Origin of the sequence: Dactylosporangium siamense (assembly GCF_016862795.1) — a bacterium.
Lineage (GTDB): Bacteria > Actinomycetota > Actinomycetes > Mycobacteriales > Micromonosporaceae > Dactylosporangium > Dactylosporangium siamense.
This window is the reverse complement of sequence record NZ_BONQ01000059.1, coordinates 30,439-46,594: the sequence shown is the minus strand read 5'-3', so window position 1 is coordinate 46,594 and position 16,156 is coordinate 30,439. Positions and strand designations below refer to the sequence as shown.

17 protein-coding genes are annotated in these 16,156 nt (G+C 73.0%); 6 read left to right on the top strand and 11 right to left on the bottom strand.

All coding sequences use genetic code 11. The features are described 5' to 3' along the window. Positions 1–104 precede the first annotated feature (104 nt). Positions 105–2,441: a M28 family peptidase gene (locus tag Dsi01nite_RS20315; protein ID WP_308442071.1), complete on the bottom strand. Its 2,337-nt coding sequence runs from the start codon at positions 2,439–2,441 to the stop codon at positions 105–107. Between the two features lie 165 nt (positions 2,442–2,606). Between Dsi01nite_RS20315 and Dsi01nite_RS20310 the strand changes: the two genes are divergently transcribed. Then, complete coding sequence (locus Dsi01nite_RS20310) at positions 2,607–2,993, top strand: DUF6401 family natural product biosynthesis protein (protein ID WP_239136030.1); 387 nt, start codon at positions 2,607–2,609, stop codon at positions 2,991–2,993. Between the two features lie 237 nt (positions 2,994–3,230). Then, positions 3,231–3,617, top strand: a complete 387-nt coding sequence (locus tag Dsi01nite_RS20305) for an AMIN-like domain-containing (lipo)protein (RefSeq protein WP_203847775.1) — start codon at positions 3,231–3,233, stop codon at positions 3,615–3,617. Here Dsi01nite_RS20305 and Dsi01nite_RS20300 read toward each other — a convergent pair. The 3 genes from Dsi01nite_RS20300 to Dsi01nite_RS20290 are packed head-to-tail and all read right to left on the bottom strand — an operon-like array spanning position 3,614 to position 4,730. Next, complete coding sequence (locus tag Dsi01nite_RS20300) at positions 3,614–3,892, bottom strand: Smr/MutS family protein (protein WP_203847774.1); 279 nt, start codon at positions 3,890–3,892, stop codon at positions 3,614–3,616. The two genes, Dsi01nite_RS20305 and Dsi01nite_RS20300, sit on opposite strands and share 4 nt — an antisense overlap. After that, positions 3,889–4,281: a rhodanese-like domain-containing protein gene (locus Dsi01nite_RS20295; protein ID WP_203847781.1), complete on the bottom strand. Its 393-nt coding sequence runs from the start codon at positions 4,279–4,281 to the stop codon at positions 3,889–3,891. Before Dsi01nite_RS20295 ends, Dsi01nite_RS20300 begins: the two co-directional genes overlap by 4 nt. Beyond that, on the bottom strand, positions 4,275–4,730 hold the full coding sequence (locus Dsi01nite_RS20290; RefSeq protein ID WP_203847773.1) for a cysteine dioxygenase: 456 nt from the start codon (positions 4,728–4,730) through the stop codon (positions 4,275–4,277). Before Dsi01nite_RS20290 ends, Dsi01nite_RS20295 begins: the two co-directional genes overlap by 7 nt. Before the next feature lie 144 nt (positions 4,731–4,874). On the opposite strand from Dsi01nite_RS20290, the gene Dsi01nite_RS20285 reads away from it, so the two are divergent. Both Dsi01nite_RS20285 and Dsi01nite_RS20280 read left to right on the top strand, forming a co-directional pair. After that, the gene (locus Dsi01nite_RS20285; RefSeq protein WP_203847772.1) at positions 4,875–5,828 is read left to right on the top strand and encodes an ATP-binding cassette domain-containing protein; all 954 of its coding nucleotides are present in this window, start codon (positions 4,875–4,877) and stop codon (positions 5,826–5,828) included. Then, positions 5,825–6,634, top strand: a complete 810-nt coding sequence (locus Dsi01nite_RS20280; protein WP_239136028.1) for an ABC transporter permease — start codon at positions 5,825–5,827, stop codon at positions 6,632–6,634. Before Dsi01nite_RS20285 ends, Dsi01nite_RS20280 begins: the two co-directional genes overlap by 4 nt. A gap of 4 nt (positions 6,635–6,638) precedes the next feature. Here Dsi01nite_RS20280 and Dsi01nite_RS20275 read toward each other — a convergent pair whose 3' ends face one another. From Dsi01nite_RS20275 to Dsi01nite_RS20265, 3 genes are all read right to left on the bottom strand, one after another. After that, a complete protein-coding gene (locus Dsi01nite_RS20275; RefSeq protein WP_203847771.1) occupies positions 6,639–9,689 on the bottom strand; it encodes an AfsR/SARP family transcriptional regulator in 3,051 nt (1,016 codons plus the stop codon). 70 nt (positions 9,690–9,759) lie between these two features. Continuing rightward, a complete protein-coding gene (locus tag Dsi01nite_RS20270) occupies positions 9,760–10,794 on the bottom strand; it encodes a S1 family peptidase (protein WP_203847770.1) in 1,035 nt (344 codons plus the stop codon). A 117-nt stretch (positions 10,795–10,911) separates the two neighbouring features. Then, positions 10,912–11,700, bottom strand: coding sequence for a phosphatase (locus tag Dsi01nite_RS20265; RefSeq protein WP_203847769.1), 789 nt, complete (start codon positions 11,698–11,700; stop codon positions 10,912–10,914). A gap of 60 nt (positions 11,701–11,760) precedes the next feature. Here Dsi01nite_RS20265 and Dsi01nite_RS20260 point away from each other — a divergent pair, with 60 nt between their 5' ends. Beyond that, positions 11,761–12,402, top strand: coding sequence for a hypothetical protein (locus Dsi01nite_RS20260; RefSeq protein WP_203847768.1), 642 nt, complete (start codon positions 11,761–11,763; stop codon positions 12,400–12,402). Positions 12,403–12,477: 75 nt separating this feature from the next. On the opposite strand, the gene Dsi01nite_RS20255 is transcribed toward Dsi01nite_RS20260, so the two are convergent. After that, positions 12,478–13,071, bottom strand: coding sequence for a TetR/AcrR family transcriptional regulator (locus Dsi01nite_RS20255; protein WP_203847767.1), 594 nt, complete (start codon positions 13,069–13,071; stop codon positions 12,478–12,480). A gap of 93 nt (positions 13,072–13,164) precedes the next feature. On the opposite strand from Dsi01nite_RS20255, the gene Dsi01nite_RS20250 reads away from it, so the two are divergent. After that, positions 13,165–14,289, top strand: a complete 1,125-nt coding sequence (locus Dsi01nite_RS20250) for an FAD-dependent oxidoreductase (RefSeq protein ID WP_203847766.1) — start codon at positions 13,165–13,167, stop codon at positions 14,287–14,289. Here the strand turns inward: Dsi01nite_RS20250 and Dsi01nite_RS20245 are convergent. From Dsi01nite_RS20245 to Dsi01nite_RS20235, 3 genes are read right to left on the bottom strand one after another with little or no spacing between them, the layout of a single operon-like run. Then, positions 14,238–15,278: a winged helix DNA-binding domain-containing protein gene (locus Dsi01nite_RS20245; protein ID WP_203847765.1), complete on the bottom strand. Its 1,041-nt coding sequence runs from the start codon at positions 15,276–15,278 to the stop codon at positions 14,238–14,240. The two genes, Dsi01nite_RS20250 and Dsi01nite_RS20245, sit on opposite strands and share 52 nt — an antisense overlap. Before the next feature lie 32 nt (positions 15,279–15,310). Beyond that, positions 15,311–15,859, bottom strand: a complete 549-nt coding sequence (locus tag Dsi01nite_RS20240; RefSeq protein ID WP_203847764.1) for a Clp protease N-terminal domain-containing protein — start codon at positions 15,857–15,859, stop codon at positions 15,311–15,313. Next, entirely contained in the window at positions 15,859–16,098 is a 240-nt protein-coding gene (locus Dsi01nite_RS20235) for a helix-turn-helix domain-containing protein (RefSeq protein ID WP_203847763.1), read from the bottom strand. The genes Dsi01nite_RS20240 and Dsi01nite_RS20235 overlap by 1 nt, the downstream gene beginning before the upstream one ends. Between the last annotated feature and the right edge of the window lie 58 nt (positions 16,099–16,156).

Genomic DNA, 16,156 nt, shown 5'->3' with positions numbered 1-16,156 from the left:
GCCGTTAGCTGAATATTTGAAGGGCATGACGACCAGAACCGCGAACCCAGCGCCGACCGACCCGAACAAGCCCAACAGCCGGCCGACGCCAAATGACGAAAAGTTCAGACCGTCGCGGTGACCGCCACAGCCGCCAGCTCACTGGAGTGACTGCCGAACACCCCCACCGTGGAAGGACGCGGAACAAAGCCCGGCAACCCGTCCAGCCCGTCGCTGCCGTCCACCAGCCGCAGCTGCATCGGCCCGCTGCCCGACAGGACCAGGGTGACCTCGATGCCGTCGGTGGGTGGGCCGTGGAAGACGACGCCGAAGCGGTCCTGGCCGGTGAGGAACGGCACGGCGTCGCGGCCTTCTACGGTGGCCTGCTGGACGCGGTGCGAGCCGACCTCGCCGTAGAAGGAGACGAAGCGGACCGGGCGCTGCGAGGCGAGGCGGAAGCGGACGGTGCGGCGGTCGCCGGCGGTGGTGTCGGACAGGACGGTCACCGTCGGAGCGGGCAGCGAAGCCGCCGCCGCGGGGCCGACGGACAGCTTGCCGGCGGGCAGGACCGGGAAGAGGCGGTCGAGGGACTGGTGGTTGCGGACGTACTGCGAGGTCCAGGCGCCCGGCGATTGTTCGAGGCTGACCCATTCGGCGGTGTTGGTGTCGCGGTCCAGGGCATACATGAGGTGGGTCGGCTCGGGGTGCCCGGCGTCCCAGCGGTCGACGACCATGCCGGTGGTGGTGCAGACCAGCGCGACCGCGAGGGCCGCGGCTGCGGGGGCGGCGCCGAGCGGCCGGTGCCGGGTGGCGGAGGCGGGGCGGAACAGGGGCTCGAGCGCGGGCAGGGCGGCGAGGCCGAGCAGCGCGGCGAACAGGGCGGGGGCGGCGCCGGTGGCGAGGCCCAGGGCCGGGAAGAACAGGGCGACGGTCGGGGCGAGGATCAGCACGGCGACACCGGCGCCGGCGGTGAGGAGGGCGGTCGCGAGCCAGGGGCGCGGCACGGAGAGCGCGGCGATGCCGGCCAGGGCGCCGGCCAGGGCGGGCAGCGCGACGAGGTAGGAACCGCCGGGGATGGCGGCGGCGAAGACCAGGCCGAGGACCGCGAGGAGGCCCAGGGCGCCGGTGGCGAGCGGGACCGGGCCGAGCCGGCGGCGGGTCAGGGCATACCAGGTGAGCAGGACGGCGGCGGTGAGGGCGACGACGCCGAAGCGGAACCAGGTGGGCCGGGCCGGGTCGAGCAGCTCCCCATAGCCGGGGCGCAGCGCGACCAGCAGCGCCCACAGCAGCTGGGCGGCGACGGCGACGGCGATGAGCGGCACGAGGGCCAGGCCGAGGCCGGCGAGGGTGCGCGGGACGGAGGTCAGGCCGCGGCGGCGGGCCAGGAACACCAGGGCGGCGACGGCGAGCAGGGCGAGGGCGGCGATCGGCCAGGTGAGCGCGGACGGGTAGCGCAGCAGGAAACCGGCGAACGGGAAGTAGACGGCGTCGCCGGAGGCGGGGCGCAGCAGCGGCGGGAGGTCGGCGCCGCCGAACTCGCGGGCGAGGGCGAGGGCGTTGTCGCCGTGGTGCTGCAGGCTGGCCCGGTCCATCGTCGAGGGCCGGTCGAACGGGCTGTGGTAGACGCTGGACCCGTCGATGTAGGCGGTGTTGAGGCCGGTGAAGCGGGGCTGCGCGAGGAACGGGGTGAAGTCGGTGTCGTTGGACAGCAGCCGGTAGACCTCGACGGCGAGGCTGGTGCCGACGGGGTGCGGGGTGCGGGCATAGACGTCGATGAGGTCGGCGTTGCCGACGGACGTCTGGAACATGACGGCGGGGCCGCTGCTGCCGCGGGCCTCGAAGTTGAGCACGACGGACGGTTTCTGGCCGAGGGGGTGCCGGCTGACGAACGCCTCGGCGCCGCAGAGGCAGGCCTCCTCGGCGTCGGTGAACAGGAACACGATGTCGTTGCGGGGTTGCGCGCCGGTGGTCAGGGCGCGGGCGACCTCGAGCAGGGTGCTGGTGCCGGCGCCGTCGTCGTTGGCGCCGTAGCTGACCTGGACGGAGTCGTAGTGCGCCATCAGGACGACCTGGCCGGTGGAGGCGGAACCGGGCAGGACGGCGACGACGTTGCGGACGTGGGCCATGCCGCCGTCGCCGAACTTGCCCGCGTTGACCCCGACGGTGTCCTGGACCTCGGGCCGCAGCCCGTAGCCGGTGAGGGTGGCCGTGATGTGCTCGCGGACCCGGTCGGCGGCGGGGCTGCCGGTGACGTGGACCTCCTGGCCGATCCGCTCCACGTGGGTGAACGCGCGGGCGGCGGAGAAGTCGCCGGCGGGCGCCGAGGCGGGGCGCGGCGCCGGCGGCTGCACGTCGAAGACGCCGAGGAACGCGAGCACGGCGAGGGCCGCGAGTGCCGCAAGGGCCGCGAGGGGTCGCCGCGGCGGTGCGGCGAAGCTTCGGCCGGACTGAGGGTCGGACAAGGTGTGCCTCCTGTGGGGTGCCCACATTCTGCACGGACCCACCGACAGAAAAGTTCGGGGCCGGAACAGGAAATGTCCCCCGGACGGAGTGCAGTGGGTCATGAACGGGTGCCGGATGGTTGTTGGGGGTCCCACAACCCCCCGGACTGCCTAGCGTCATCGGACATGAGCAACGAACGCACCCCCGCCGCCCAGTCCGTCAACGCCTTCGACGCGAGCTACCTCGCCACCGCCGAGCTCGACGCCCGGTTCTACCTGGACCAGGTCATGGCCATGGTCGGCGTCGACGGCCTGGTCGAGGCCCTCGCGCAGCCGTTCCTGCTGGCGAAGGTCGACCAGCACGCCGCCGCGGTCCGGCAGAGCATCACCGCGGCCGGGAAGGCGATCGACTCGATCTCCCTCGCCGGATACGCCCGCAGCGTCATCGCCGTCCACCAGCGTCACGGCCGGCCGCTGCCGACCCCGGACAGCATCGACTGGACGGACGCGGACTGGACGGTCCTGCGCCTGGTGTCGGTCTGCTCCCTCGCCGACGCGGCCGACGCGTTCTGAGGACAACCGGATGGGCGGCACGCGCGTCGATATCCCATGACCCGTCTGTCGCTGCTCGTCCCGGTCGTCCTGCTCGCCGGCTGCGCCCCGGTCTCCTCAGGGAGCGAGCCACAAACGGCGACAAACACGAGCAAAAGCACAAACACGAGCACAAGCGCATCCGGTACGGCGACAACCCCGGGCTGGACCGTCCCCACGCGGAAGGTCAGCGTCTCGCACGACCCCGCCGTCCCCCCGGTGCCGGTCCTGGTCGAGGTCCGCGCCGGCGACCACGCCGATGAGGGCTACGAGCGGGTCACGTTCGCGTTCCAGGGGCCGCTGCCGTCGTACACCTTCCAAATCGTGCCGCAGGTGACGCGGGACGGCTCCGGAGACCCCGTCACGCTGCCCGGCACGACGTTTCTGAGCATCGTGTTCACGCCCGCCCGGAGTCAGGCCGGCACGGGCCCGCGCGCTGTCGGCTACCGCCGGGTGCGGGGCTACGAGCAGGCCGGCGACTATGAGGGCTACGTCAGCTACGGCATCGGCCTGAACGGCCCGGACGGCGCCACGGTGCAGGTCCGCACCGGTGAGAGCACCCGCGCGGACGGGACGAACGTGGTCGCACTGGACATCAGGGTCTAGCGGCGGCCGCGGCCCGCGGACTCGTTCCAGCGGAAGTGCACGAACAGGCGGCCGAAGTTGTCGGAGTCCTTCTCGACCCGGTGGTAGAGCGCCTTGATCTCACGCTGGTCCAGGAACCGCAGGACCCGCTTCTTGAGCGCTCCCGACCCCTTCCCCGGGATGATCTCCACGAGGGTGGCGCGTTTCGCCACGGCCTCGTTGATGATCCCCTTCAGCGCGCGGTCGATGTCGCCGTTGCGGTTGAAGATGTCGTGGAGGTCGAGCTTCAGCTTCACGCGTCCAGTTTGACACTTCCGGCGACCGGCAGCCCGGCCCGCTTCCAGGCCTGGAAGCCGCCGGCCAGGTCGGTGGCCCGGTGCAGGCCGAGGTCCTGCAGTGCGGCGGCGGCGAGGGAGGACGTGTAGCCCTCGGAACAGAAGACGACGACGGGCAGGTCGTAGCGGTCGGCGATGGGCAGCCGGGCGTCGCTGCGCGGGTCGAACCGCCACTCCAGGACGTTGCGCTCCACGATCAGCGCGCCCGGGATCTCGCCCTCCGCCGCGCGTTGCGCGGCCGGCCGGATGTCGACGAGCACGGCGTCACCGGGCACCTCGTCGGGCGTCAGCCGGACCAGGCGGGCCCGGGCGGCCGCGAGGATGTCGTCGATCGAGCGACCTGTCACCAGTCGGCTCCCGCCTGCTGAATGGACTCGACGCTGAGGCGTCCCTCGTGCAGACGGTAGCGGGTCATGACGGTCAGTGCGGGACCGTACACGTGCACGGTGATGGCGGGGCGGGTGCCGGCGTTGACGACGCGGTGCACGTGGTGGGCACCGAAGCGACGGGCGCTACCCTCCGCCATCGTGGTGTTGCGCAGCGAGCCGTCGTGCACGGTCTGCTCGATGATCTCGCCGGACACGACGGTGAACGCGCCGGCCGAGCCGCCGTGGTCGTGCAGGTCGGTGGCCTGGCCCGGGAGCCAGGTGAGCAGCCACACCTCGTGGTCGTCGGCGGTGTGCAGCTTGCCGTACCAGCGGGTCCGCGGGTTGAAGCGGGGCTCGAACGGCCAGGCCGCGGGGTCCGAGGCGTGCCAGCGGGCGACGGAGAGCAGGTCCGTCCGGGTTGCAACAGTCATCGCAGATTCTCCAGTATTCGCATCTACTTAGTAGGAATTACTATCACACCCGGCCGCCGGGTGCGACGAGGACAGGCGGATGTGCGTGAAATGACAGCGGCGTGCGCCACCCTGGCTGACGACAGATCAAAGGGGGAACGCACCATGAGCTTCGCTTTCCAGGCCACCGGCCTGGTCAAGCGGTTCGGCAGGACCACCGCCCTGGCGGGCGTGGATCTCGCCGCCGAGCCCGGCACCGTGCTCGGGGTTCTCGGACCCAACGGCGCCGGCAAGACGACCGCCGTGCGCATCCTCGCCACCCTGCTGCGCCCCGACGCGGGCACCGCGGTCGTCGGCGGGTACGACGTCGTCAAGCATCCCGCCGCGGTCCGCCGCATCAGCGGGCTGACCGGGCAGTTCGCCTCCGTGGACGAGGACCTGACCGGCACCGAGAACCTGGTCCTCATCGGCCAGCTGCTCGACCTGCGCCGCGGCGAGGCGAAGTCCCGGGCGGCGGGGCTGCTCGCCGACTTCGACCTCACCGAGGCCGCCGACCGGCCGGTCAAGACCTACTCCGGCGGCATGCGGCGGCGCCTCGACCTGGCCGCGAGCCTCGTCGGGCGGCCCGCGATCGTCTACCTCGACGAGCCCACCACCGGCCTGGACCCCGCGAAACGCGAGGACGTCTGGAACATGGTCCGGGCCCAGGTGCGGGAGGGCACCACGGTCCTGCTGACCACGCAGTACCTGGAGGAGGCCGACGCCCTCGCCGACAAGATCTCCGTGATCGACCACGGCAAGGTGATCGCGCACGGCACGCCGGCGCAGCTCAAGCACATCGTCGGTGGCCAGACGATCAGCGTGCGGCCGGCCGACCCGGCGCACCTGGACGCCGTCTCGGTGATCCTGGCCGGCACCACCAAGGGCCAGGTCGAGTCCCGCGGACGCGGGGTGCTCTCGGTGCCGGTCGACGACGCGAAGGTGCTCGGGACCGTGATCCGCCAGCTGGAGCAGGCCGGCATCGACGTCATCGAGCTGTCGCTGCACCTGCCGAGCCTCGACGAGGTGTTCTTCACCCTGACCCGCGGCACCGAGAAGAAGCAGGAGGTGGCGGCGTGACCACGATCACCACGGAGACGCCGATCATCGCGGTGGTGCCGGGCCGGCCGTTCGGCCTGGTCAGGCACAGCCTGGTGATGGCCAGGCGCAGCCTCATCAAGACCATGCGCACCCCCGAGCAGCTGCTGGACGTGACACTGCAGCCGATCATCTTCATCGTGCTGTTCGTGTATCTGCTGGGCGGCGCCATCGCCGGCTCCCGGCACGACTACCTGCAGTTCCTGCTGCCGGCGCTGCTCGTGCAGAACGTGCTGTTCGCGTCGGCGCCGACCGGGGTCAGCCTCAACACCGACATCAAGACGGGGGTCTTCGACCGGTTCCGCAGCCTGCCGATCGGCCGGTCCGCGCCGCTCATCGGCGGCGTGCTCGGCGACATGATCCGCTTCGTGGTGGCGATCGTGGTGATGCTCGGCTTCGGGTACGCCCTGGGGTTCCGCTTCGGCACGAACCCCCTGGCCGTCGTCGCGGCGTGCCTGCTGGTGATGTTCCTGGCGTTCAGCTTCAGCTGGATGTTCGTGCTGCTCGGCATGCTGGTCCGGGAGCCCGGCGCGGTGCAGGGCCTCGGCTTCGTGATCATGTTCCCGTTGACGTTCGGCACCAACGTGCTCGTCCCGACGAACACGCTGCCGGGCTGGCTGCAGGCGTGGGTGAAGGTCAACCCGGTCGCCGACGCGATGCAGGCCGCGCGCGGGCTGATGGTCGGCGGGCCGGTGCTCGACGCGGTGGTCAAGACCCTGCTGTGGTCCGTGGGCATCCTGGCGGTCTTCGCGCCGCTCGCCGTCCGGGCGTACCGCCGCAAGACCTGAGCTCCTAAGGCTGGATGAGCGACATCGCCGCGGCGCGGTCCAGGGCCGCGCCGCGGCGCACGGCGTCGGTGAAGGCGGCGGCGCCGAGGGTGTCCCGCAGCGCCGCGGACTGCGCGAGCAGGTCCGAGTTGGACCGGTCGTCTCCCCCGGCGAACTGCCGGGCCACGCCGAGGATCTCCGCGGCGGTCACCGGCGCGCCGGCGGCCGCCGCGAGCGCCGCCGAGCCGATCGCGACCTGCGCCACGACCGGCATGTCCCGCACCGGCAGGGCCAGGTCGAGGGCCTGGACCAGCCGCCCCCGGGCCGCCTCGGCGTCGCCGCGCCGCAGGTCCAGCTGCGCCATGCCGACCTGGACGATCGCCCGGTACTGCGGCGCGACGAGCGGCGTCTCGGCCTGCCGCCGCCACGCCTCCAGGTAGCAGCGCTCCGCCTCGTCGAGGTCACCGGCGTGCCGGGCCAGCTGGCCGAGCTCCAGCATCGCGTGGGACACGTCCCGCGGCAGCGAGGCCGGGTCGTCGGCGAAGCGGCGCAGCTCGGCCCGGGCGGCCTCGGGGCCGTCGGTGTGGCGGCGCAGGGCCGCGAGGCGGATCCGCTGGTACGCGTCGTTGGTGCGGACCCCCAGCTGCTGATACAGGTCGATCGACTCGGCGAACAGCGCGGTGGCGGTGGTGAAGTCGCCGCGGCGGGCCCGCGCGTCGGCGATCGAGGCGAGCGTCATCGACAGCCCCCACCGCTCGCCGACCTCCCGGAACGCGGCCGCGGCCGCCTCCTGGGCGCGCATCATGCCGTCGAGGTCGCCGTCGTTCTCCCGCAGGTAGCCGAGGATCGCCAGCAGCATCCCCCGCGACCACGGCTCGACCGGCTCGGCGAGCCGGCGCTCGATCGCGGCGGCGCCGCTGGCGCTGTCGTCGCGGAACATCATCACGGCCGGTTCGACCAGCTCGACGAACGGGTGGCCGGTGCCCGGCGGCACCTGCGCGGCGAGGGCGAGGACGTCCTCGAGCATCCCCTCGGCGAACTGGAAGTCGCCGGCGAAGCCGCTGTTGATGACGTAGACGGCCATGACGACCGTGCGCACGTCCAGCGGCACGTCACCGGGGACCGCCAGGATCCGCCCGAGCAGGCCGGCGGCCTCCGCGTGGTTGTCCTCGAACGTCCAGAACCACGCGGACGCGGCCCCGAGCCGGAACGCGGTCACGGTGTCGCCGGTGTCGCAGGCGTGCGCGACCGCGGCGTGCAGGTTCGCCCGCTCCGGGCGCAGGCGGGCCAGCCACTCGACCTGCGCGCCGGTGCGCAGGTGCGGCTCGGCCCGCTCGACGAGGGCCAGGAAGTGCGCCGCGTGCCCGGACCTGACCAGCTCGACCCGGCCGGCGCGGACGAGCTCCTCCAGCGCGAACTCGCGGATCGTCTCCAGCATCCGGTACCGGACGGTGTCCCCGGCGACCACCTGCAGCAGCGAACGGTCGACCAGCAGGTCCAGGAGCGGTTCGACGTCCCGTACACCTGCCACCGCCGCGGCCGCATCGGCGTCGAAGGTGCCCGGGAACACCGCGATGGCCGCGCCGAAGTCCCGCTCCGGCGGCTCGAGCAGGTCCCAGCTCCAGGCCACGACCGCGTGCAGGGTCCGGTGCCGGGGCAGGGCGGTGCGGCTGCCGCCGGTGAGCAGGCGGAACCGGTCGTCGAGGCGGTCCACGAGCTGCTCCGCGGTGAACGAGCGCAGCCTGGCCGCGGCCAGTTCGATGGCCAGGGGCAGCCCGTCGAGGCGGCGGCAGATCTCCGCGGCGGCCGGGGTGACCCGGAACCCGGGCCGCACCGCCTCGGCCCGGTCCCGCAGCAGCTGGACCGCCGGCTCCGGGGCCAGGGGCCCGACCGGGAACAGGCGTTCGCCGAGGATGCCGAGCGGCTCCCGGCTGGTCGCCAGGATGCGCAGCTTCGGGCAGCGGCCCAGCAGGTCCTCGCTGAGCTTCGCGGCGGCCTCGACGACGTGCTCGCAGTTGTCGAGCAGCAGCAGCACGTCGGTGGGGGCGAGGATCTCGGCGAGGCGGCCGGTGACGTCGAGGCGGCGGATCCCGGGCGGCGTCTCGAGCTGCCCGCCGGCGTCCAGGGCGCGCAGGACGGCGGCGGGCACGTCGGCGGCCTCGGTGACCGGGGCGAGCTCGACCAGCCAGGCCGCGTGCGGGTCGCGGGCGGCGACGGTCGTGGCGAGCCGGGTCTTGCCGGCGCCGCCGGGCCCGACGAGGGTGACCAGGCGGCCGTCCAGGACCTGCGTGGCGAGCCGTTCGACGTCCTCGTCGCGGCCGACGAAGCTCGTCAGCGCAGTGCGCAGGTTCCCCCAGGGCCGGCCGGTGGTCGCCAGGTCGGTGAGTGCCAGCAGGTGCGCCTGGCGCAGCTGTGGCGACGGGTCGACGCCGAGCTCCTCGGCGAGCCGGTGCCGGCACTCCTCGAACGCGGCGAGGGCCTCGGCCCGCCGGCCCTCCGCGTGCAGCGCCATGACCAGGTGGGCGGTGAGCCGTTCGCGCAGCGGGTGCGCGGCGGTGAGCTCCCGCAGCCGGGCCACCAGGCCGGGAGCGCGCGGGCCGACGGCCTCGACGTGGTCCTCGACGGCGCCGAGCCGCAGCTCCTCCCAGCGGGCCGCGAGGGCGTCGTCGACGTCGGGGGTCCCCCGCCACAGGTCCAGGGCCGCGGTGAGGAGGGTCGCGGCGCGGGCCGGGTCGCCGTCGCGCAGTGCCCGCCGGCCCTCGCCGGCGAGCCGCTCGAACCGGTGCGCGTCGACGTCGTCGGGGGCGACACCGAGGCGGTACCCGCCGGCGCCGGACTCCAGCGCCGGGTGCCCGTCGAGGGTCTTGCGCAGCCGCGAGACGAGGGACTGCACGGCGTTCGCCGGGTCGGTGGGGGTGGCGTCCGGCCACAGGGCCTCGGCGAGCCGCTCCACGGGGACCAGCCGGCCGGGTTCGCAGGCGAGCCGGACCAGCAGGGTGCGCAGCCGGGCACCGGCGACCTCGACGGGCCGGCCGTCGACGACGACCGTCAACGGCCCCAGGATCCCCACCCGCATGCGCACCACTGTGCCACCCGTCTCGCGACGGGTGGCACAGGTGGGGCACTTGTCAGTACACGCTGACGCCTTAGTACACGCTGACGCCGTAGACGCTGAGCGCCTCGGTGACCGGCTGGAAGTACGTGACGCCGCCGCTGCTGCAGTTGCCGCTGCCGCCGGAGGTCAGGCCCAGCGCCGTGGAGCCGGCGAAGAGCGAGCCGCCGCTGTCACCGGGCTCGGCGCAGACCGTGGTGCGGATCAGGCCGGTGACCTGCCCCTGCGAGTAGGTGACGGTCGCGCCGGTCTGGGTGACCGAGCCGCTGCGCACGCCGGTGGTGGAGCCGCTGCGGCGCACCGACTGCCCGACGGTCGCGTTGGCCGCGCCGGTGATGTCCTGGAACGAGCCGTTGTACAGCGACACGTTGCCGGGGTGCGCGACGCCGGCGGCGTAGCGCACGATGCCGTAGTCGTTGCCGGGGAAGCTCGTGCCGGCCCGGGTGCCGAGGACCGAGCCGCTGCTGGTCGTCCACGTCGAGCCGATGTTGGTACAGTGCCCGGCGGTCAGGAAGTAGTACGTGCTGCCGCTGACCACGTTGAAGCCGAGCGAGCACCGGGAGCCGCCGGAGTAGATGGCCTGCCCGCCGGAGATGGTCGGCTGGAGCGCGCCGGGGAGCCGCTCCAGGCGCGCGGCGCTGCCGAAGGCCGCGACGGTCGCCTCGATGGTCTTGACGTGCTCGGGCGCGACCGTCGGGTCGATGGAGACGACCACCTGGTTGAGCACCGGGTCGACGGCCCAGGCGGTGCCCGGGACGGAGACCTTCGCGCTCAGCGCCGAGGTGACGCGGGCCAGCTCGGCGCCGCTGTGCTTGACCTTGCGGGCGACGGCACCGGTCGACTCGACGCTCTTGGCGGTGTTCGCGTCGGTGACGGTGACGACCATCCGGCCGAGCTGGGCGTCCCAGTAGGAGCCGGCGGTGGCGAGTCCGAGCTGCTCGACGAGCGCGTCGGTGCTGCCGATCGGTGCGGCCTGAGCCGGCGACGGCGTGAGGACCGAACCGGCGACGAGCGTGGTGCCGGCGGCGATGACCACGGCACGACGGAGTATGGACCTTGTGAGTCTCACGTGAGCCTCCCCTATATCGGAGCCGATAAATATCGGCCGCGACCGATGCTGTCATCGGACGGGGGAGGCTCACAAGGCGCCGGGTCCAAATTGCCCCATAGCACCCGTGTCATATCACTAAGCGGCTATCCCTTCTAGGAGGTATGCGCTGATCGGCCGGTACAGGTGCGGCTGGACGTTGTCGTCGATCGGCACCGTGACCGCGACCCGGCCCTCGGCCTCGCCGACGAACAGCGCCGGGTCGTTGCTGTCCGCGAACGACACCACGTCCAGACCCGCCGCGGCCGCCGCACCCGCGAACCCGTGGTCGGCGAAGACCAGGTCCGGCATGGCCGCGTCGTGCGCCTCGAGCTCGTCGAGGATCGCCCGCGTGCCGTCCGGTGTGTGCGTGTGCCACAGCGCGATGCCCCGCTCGGCGGCCATGGCGACGCCGCCGACGTAGCGCAGCGCGAGGGGGAACTCCCGGCCGTCGTAGCGGCCCGGATGCGCGAACGGCACCCCGGCCGCCGGCGTCAGGATCTCGCACCCGGCCGCCCGCAACGCCGCGACGACCGCCAGGTGCACCTCGACGATCCCGGCCGGATGACCGGACGCCACCAGGACCCGCTCCCGCCGCCGCGCCGCGACCCGCAGCCGGTCCCGCATCCGATCGAGGGCCGCCACGGTCTTGTACGGGTCGATCACATCGGTGCCCGTCGACCGCTGCGGGTCGGGGTCGATGCCGACCCGCTCCGCCATCACACCCAGCACCTGCGCCAGTGTCCACGTCTTCAGCGGTGCCAGGCCGAACAGGTAACCCTCGTCGCCCGCGGCGAACGCCGCGGCGTTGCCATGGTTGGAGTCCCGCGTGGTCTCGACATCGCCGGCGAGGAGTGCTTCACGAAGATAACTCACAAGCTCAGGCATGTGACCCATGGTATGCAAGCACCTCTGCGGCGCCGAGGAAAGCGGCCTAAGGTCACAGTCATGGCCGACGTGTATCTCGAGGTGACGGACAAGAAGGTGTTCGCGGCCAGCCTGGACTGGCCGGGCTGGGGCCGCTTCGCGAAGTCCGAGGACGACGCGCTCGCCGCCCTCGCCGACTACGGCACACGGTTCGCGCCGATCGCCGCCGCCGCCGGCTACAGCTTCCCCGCCGCCCCGACGTTCAAGGTCGTCGAACGCCTCCCGGGGACCGCCTCCACCCAGTTCGGCGTCCCCGACGCCCACCCCGACGCCGACCACCGCGCCGTGACGAAGGCCGTCGCCGACCGGCAGAAGAAGCTGCTCACCGCCGCGTGGGAGGCGTTCGCCGGGTTCGCCGCGACCGCGCCCGCGTCGCTGCGCAAGGGTCCGCGCGGCGGCGGCCGGGACCGCGACAAGATGATCGACCACGTCTACGGCGCCGAGGCCGGCTACGGCCGCAAGATCGGGTTCAAGCTCCCCGCGCCGGCGATCGACGACACCGCGGCGATCACCGCCGTGCACGACGAGGTCCTCGCCGTCCTCGGCCGGCCGCACGACGGCGGCCCCCTGGTCGACAACGGCTGGACGTCCCGCTACGCCGCCCGCCGCTACGCGTGGCACGTCCTGGACCACCTGTGGGAGATGCAGGACCGCGCGGAGTAGCCACCTCCCCGTGATCCGGAAGACCTCGGGCACCCCTGGGTACACAGGGTCTTCCGGATCACGGGACAGCGACGGTCAGCCCCGGAGGCCGCGCAGGAGCAGGGCGGTCAGGGTGTCGATGGCCTCGTCGTCGGGGAGGCGCGGCTCCGGCGCGGTCAGGTGCGCGTAGGCGAACATCGCCAGCATCGCCCCCATCGCGTCGGCCACGACCGCCGGGCGGCCCGGCAGCCGGTGCCCGCGGGCCTCCAGGAGCTCCAGGTGCTCGCGGAGGATGCCCGTGTCCTCGGCGAGGCGCGCGCGGGCCTGGCCGCTGAACGGCGCCTCCAGCATCGAGGACTGGAAGAGCGCGACCATCACCGGCAGGTGGGTCCGAAACGTGTGCCAGGCGGCGGCGACGTGGAAGCGCAGCTGCGCCTCGTCGGACAGGTCGTGGTCCGGGTCGTGGTCGGGCAGCGCCTCGTCGGCGGTGTCCTGCATGTCCGCGAAGAGGGCCTGCAGCAGCTCCTCCTTGCTCGCGAAGTGGTCGTAGAACGAGCCGACCGCGCGACCGGCCTCCGCCGTGATGTCACTGATCTTGGTGTTGAGGTAGCCGCGGGTGGCGAACAGATGACGGGCCGCGTCCTTGAGGGCGGCGGACGTCTGGGCCGCCTTCTCCTTGCGCGTTGCCATCGAAATCGCGACCCCCCTCTTGACGTCCGACGGTAGCGCCCGTAAAACTGAATCACAATTCACCGAATGCAGATTCAGTAAAGAGGTGTGGGCATGGAAGCCATGGTCATCGGTGGTGGGGTCGCGGGGCCGGTCGCGGCGATCGCGCTGCGGCGGATCGGCTGGGACGTGACGGTGCACGAGGCATGCCCGGACCCGGCCGGGGACGTCGGGTCGTTCGTGAGCCTCGGCGACAACGGGCTGCGGGCCCTGGAGGCGATCGGGTGCCGCGACGCCGTCGCCGCCCGCGGCACCGAGCTGCCGCTGTTGCGGCTCTGGAGCGGCCGGGGCAGGCAGCTCGGCGAGGCACGCCGGGGGCGGGTCACCCTCATGCGCGGGCACCTGGTCGAGACGCTGCGCGACCTGGCGCAGGAGGCGGGCGCGACCATCGTCACCGGGCGCCGCCTCGTCGACGTCGGCGCCGGCCGCACGGCCACGTTCGCCGACGGGGGCAGCGCGAGCGCCGACCTGGTCATCGGCGCCGACGGCATCCACTCGCGGCTGCGCGGCGTCATCGACCCGGCGGCGCCGGTCGCGGGATACGCGGGCCTGTGGACCGTCGGCGGGCGCTCGGCGCACCAGGTGGCACCCGGCACGTTCCACATCATGTTCGGCGCGAAGGCCACGATGGTCTACGCCCCGACCCCCGGCGGCACCCTGTGGGCCGCCCAGGTGCCGGCACCGAAGCCGCCCGCGCGGACGCCGGAGCGGGACGAGCTCGCGGCGCTGTTCGCCGGGGACCGCGGGCCGGCGGCGGAGCTGATCCGGCGGACCGGGCAGTGGCATCCGCGCACCGTGATGCAGGCGATGCCGGGTGGCGTGCCGCGCTGGCACCGCGACGGCATGGTCCTGCTCGGCGACGCCGCCCACCCGATGGGCGCCGGCCAGGGCGCCAACCTCGCCGTCGAGGACGCCGTGGTCCTCGCCAGATGCCTGCGGGACAACCCGGAAACAGCGCTGGAGCGCTACGAGGAGCTGCGCCGCCCCCGCACCGACCAGATGCTGAAGGTCGCCGGCGCGAACCGGGACGCGAAGGTCTCAGGACCCGTCGCGGCCCGGGTGCGCGACGTCATGATGCCGTTCTTCTTCAAGCGGTTCGCCGAGAAGGGCGGCGCCTGGATGCACGACTACGACGTCGAATGGAACTCGGTCAGCGCGCCGGCCTCCGCGTCGACCTGACGGCGCACCGACGCCGGCAGCGTCTCGAACGGCTCCCAGGACACCACGCCGGCCTTGCTCACCGTCCAGGTGCCGGCGACCTGGCCGTCGACGAGGAACGTGCCGATCGACTGCGGCATCCGCGTGTGGAACACCTTCGTGCGGTGCTCCTCGGGCAGGATCAGGGTCCGCCGGGCGTGCACCAGGAGGGTCGCGTCGTAGGTCGGCAGGAACCGCACCGGTGCCGGGGTCTGCGGGTCGGGCAGCGGCTGGTCCGGCAGGTCGACGAGCTCCCGTCCGCGTTCGTCGCGGAAGCGGCGCAGCTCCATCGTGGACAGGACCTCGGCGATGTCGGTGACGCTCAGGCCGGCCCAGTCGGCGATCTCGGCGCGGTGGGCCGGCCCGAACCCGCCGAGGTAACGGCGCACGAGCAGCTCGCGGCCGGCCTCGACGGTGACGTCCGGCGCGCCGACCCAGTCCTCCGCCAGGCCGAAGAGGTCGGCGCGGCGGCGGGCCCACGTGCCGGACGGCGGCACGCGGACCATGTCGAGATACATGCCGATGCCGCCGCGGACGCCCGCACCGTAGAGCTGGTCGATCTCGGCCCGCCGGACCGGCCGCTGCAGCAGGAGCTCGCGCAGGCCGGCGGCGGCCGCGCTCAGCTCGGCGGGGCCGATGTTGCCGCGGTCGACGCGGTGATACCAGTCGCGCCGGGCGTCCCGGATCCCGATCAGGAACGGCCAGAAGTCCGCCCGGGACACGAGGTGGATGGTGGCCCGCAGGATGGTGGCCTGGACGACCTCGCGGGCCTCCAGGAGCCGGGTCAGCGACTCCCGCTCGAAGCCCTCGATCCGGGTCCACAGCCCGATGTACATGGAGGGCGCATACTGCGCCTGCAGTCCCGCCATCCGCTCCAGCACCGTCGCGGGATCATCCGGCACCCGGGCGATGAGGGCCTGCCGGGCCAGCAGCGCGCGATTGAGGTCCCGCCAGGTCAGTGTCCGCTCCATGCCGACACTCAAGCACAGGGGTACGACACGAATCAGGCGACGTTGCGCAGCGCGGCCTTGACCAGCTCCATGGTGCGGTCGTGGGTCATGCCCCGCTCGCGCAGCAGCCGCCCGCCGGTGCCGCGCTCGTCACGCAGGACGCCCAGCAGGAGGTGCTCGGTGCCGATGTAGTTGTGCTTCATCGACAGCGCCACCCGCAGCGACAGCTCCAGGGCCTTCTTCGCGTCGTTGCCGAACCGGTTGGACAGCTTGGTGCGGCGGAACAGGAACCCGCCGCGGCGGGGTGGCTCGGCCCGCTCCAGGGCGCCCGGCCCGAACGTCTGCTCGACGCTCTCGCGCACCGCGTCCAGGTCGATGCCGATGGAGCGCAGCGCGGCCGCGTCGTCGCCGGCGGCGAGCGTCGCGCGGAGCTCCCCGGCCTCGATGCCGCAGGCACGCAGCACGTCGGCGGCGATCCCGCCGGCACTGAACATCGCCAGCACGAGGTGCTCGGTGCCGACCGTGCGGTGGCCGAGGGCGTCGGCCTCCTCGTGCGCCGTGTGGACCACGGTGCGGGCCCGAGTGGTGAACCGTTCGAACATCACTGCTCTCCCATCTCTGGTATCACGGGGGTCCGGCCGGCGTGCTTCTTGTGCACCGCCTGGCGCGTCACGTCGAGGGCGTCCGCGATCTCCTGCCACGACCAGCCGTGCCGGCGCGCGTTGTCGACCTGGAGGTTCTCGAGTGCGTCGGCGAGGCGGCGCAGCGCGACCGCCGCCCGCAGGCCGATCCGGGGATCGGGGCTGGCCGCGGCGTCCGCGAGATCGCCTGCTTCCGTCATGTGTCAACCGTAGTTGACAGCCTGGCGGGTGTCAACGTTGGTTGACAGTTAGTCTCCG

Coding starts and splice junctions, on each gene's coding strand:
- Dsi01nite_RS20240 (WP_203847764.1), bottom strand. CDS start 15,859: ATGTTCGAACGGTTCACCACTCGGGCCCGCACCGTGGTCCACACGGCG.
- Dsi01nite_RS20255 (WP_203847767.1), bottom strand. CDS start 13,071: ATGGCAACGCGCAAGGAGAAGGCGGCCCAGACGTCCGCCGCCCTCAAG.
- Dsi01nite_RS20260 (WP_203847768.1), top strand. CDS start 11,761: ATGGCCGACGTGTATCTCGAGGTGACGGACAAGAAGGTGTTCGCGGCC.
- Dsi01nite_RS20235 (WP_203847763.1), bottom strand. CDS start 16,098: ATGACGGAAGCAGGCGATCTCGCGGACGCCGCGGCCAGCCCCGATCCC.
- Dsi01nite_RS20250 (WP_203847766.1), top strand. CDS start 13,165: ATGGAAGCCATGGTCATCGGTGGTGGGGTCGCGGGGCCGGTCGCGGCG.
- Dsi01nite_RS20310 (WP_239136030.1), top strand. CDS start 2,607: ATGAGCAACGAACGCACCCCCGCCGCCCAGTCCGTCAACGCCTTCGAC.
- Dsi01nite_RS20245 (WP_203847765.1), bottom strand. CDS start 15,278: ATGGAGCGGACACTGACCTGGCGGGACCTCAATCGCGCGCTGCTGGCC.
- Dsi01nite_RS20290 (WP_203847773.1), bottom strand. CDS start 4,730: ATGACTGTTGCAACCCGGACGGACCTGCTCTCCGTCGCCCGCTGGCAC.
- Dsi01nite_RS20275 (WP_203847771.1), bottom strand. CDS start 9,689: ATGCGGGTGGGGATCCTGGGGCCGTTGACGGTCGTCGTCGACGGCCGG.
- Dsi01nite_RS20285 (WP_203847772.1), top strand. CDS start 4,875: ATGAGCTTCGCTTTCCAGGCCACCGGCCTGGTCAAGCGGTTCGGCAGG.
- Dsi01nite_RS20265 (WP_203847769.1), bottom strand. CDS start 11,700: ATGCCTGAGCTTGTGAGTTATCTTCGTGAAGCACTCCTCGCCGGCGAT.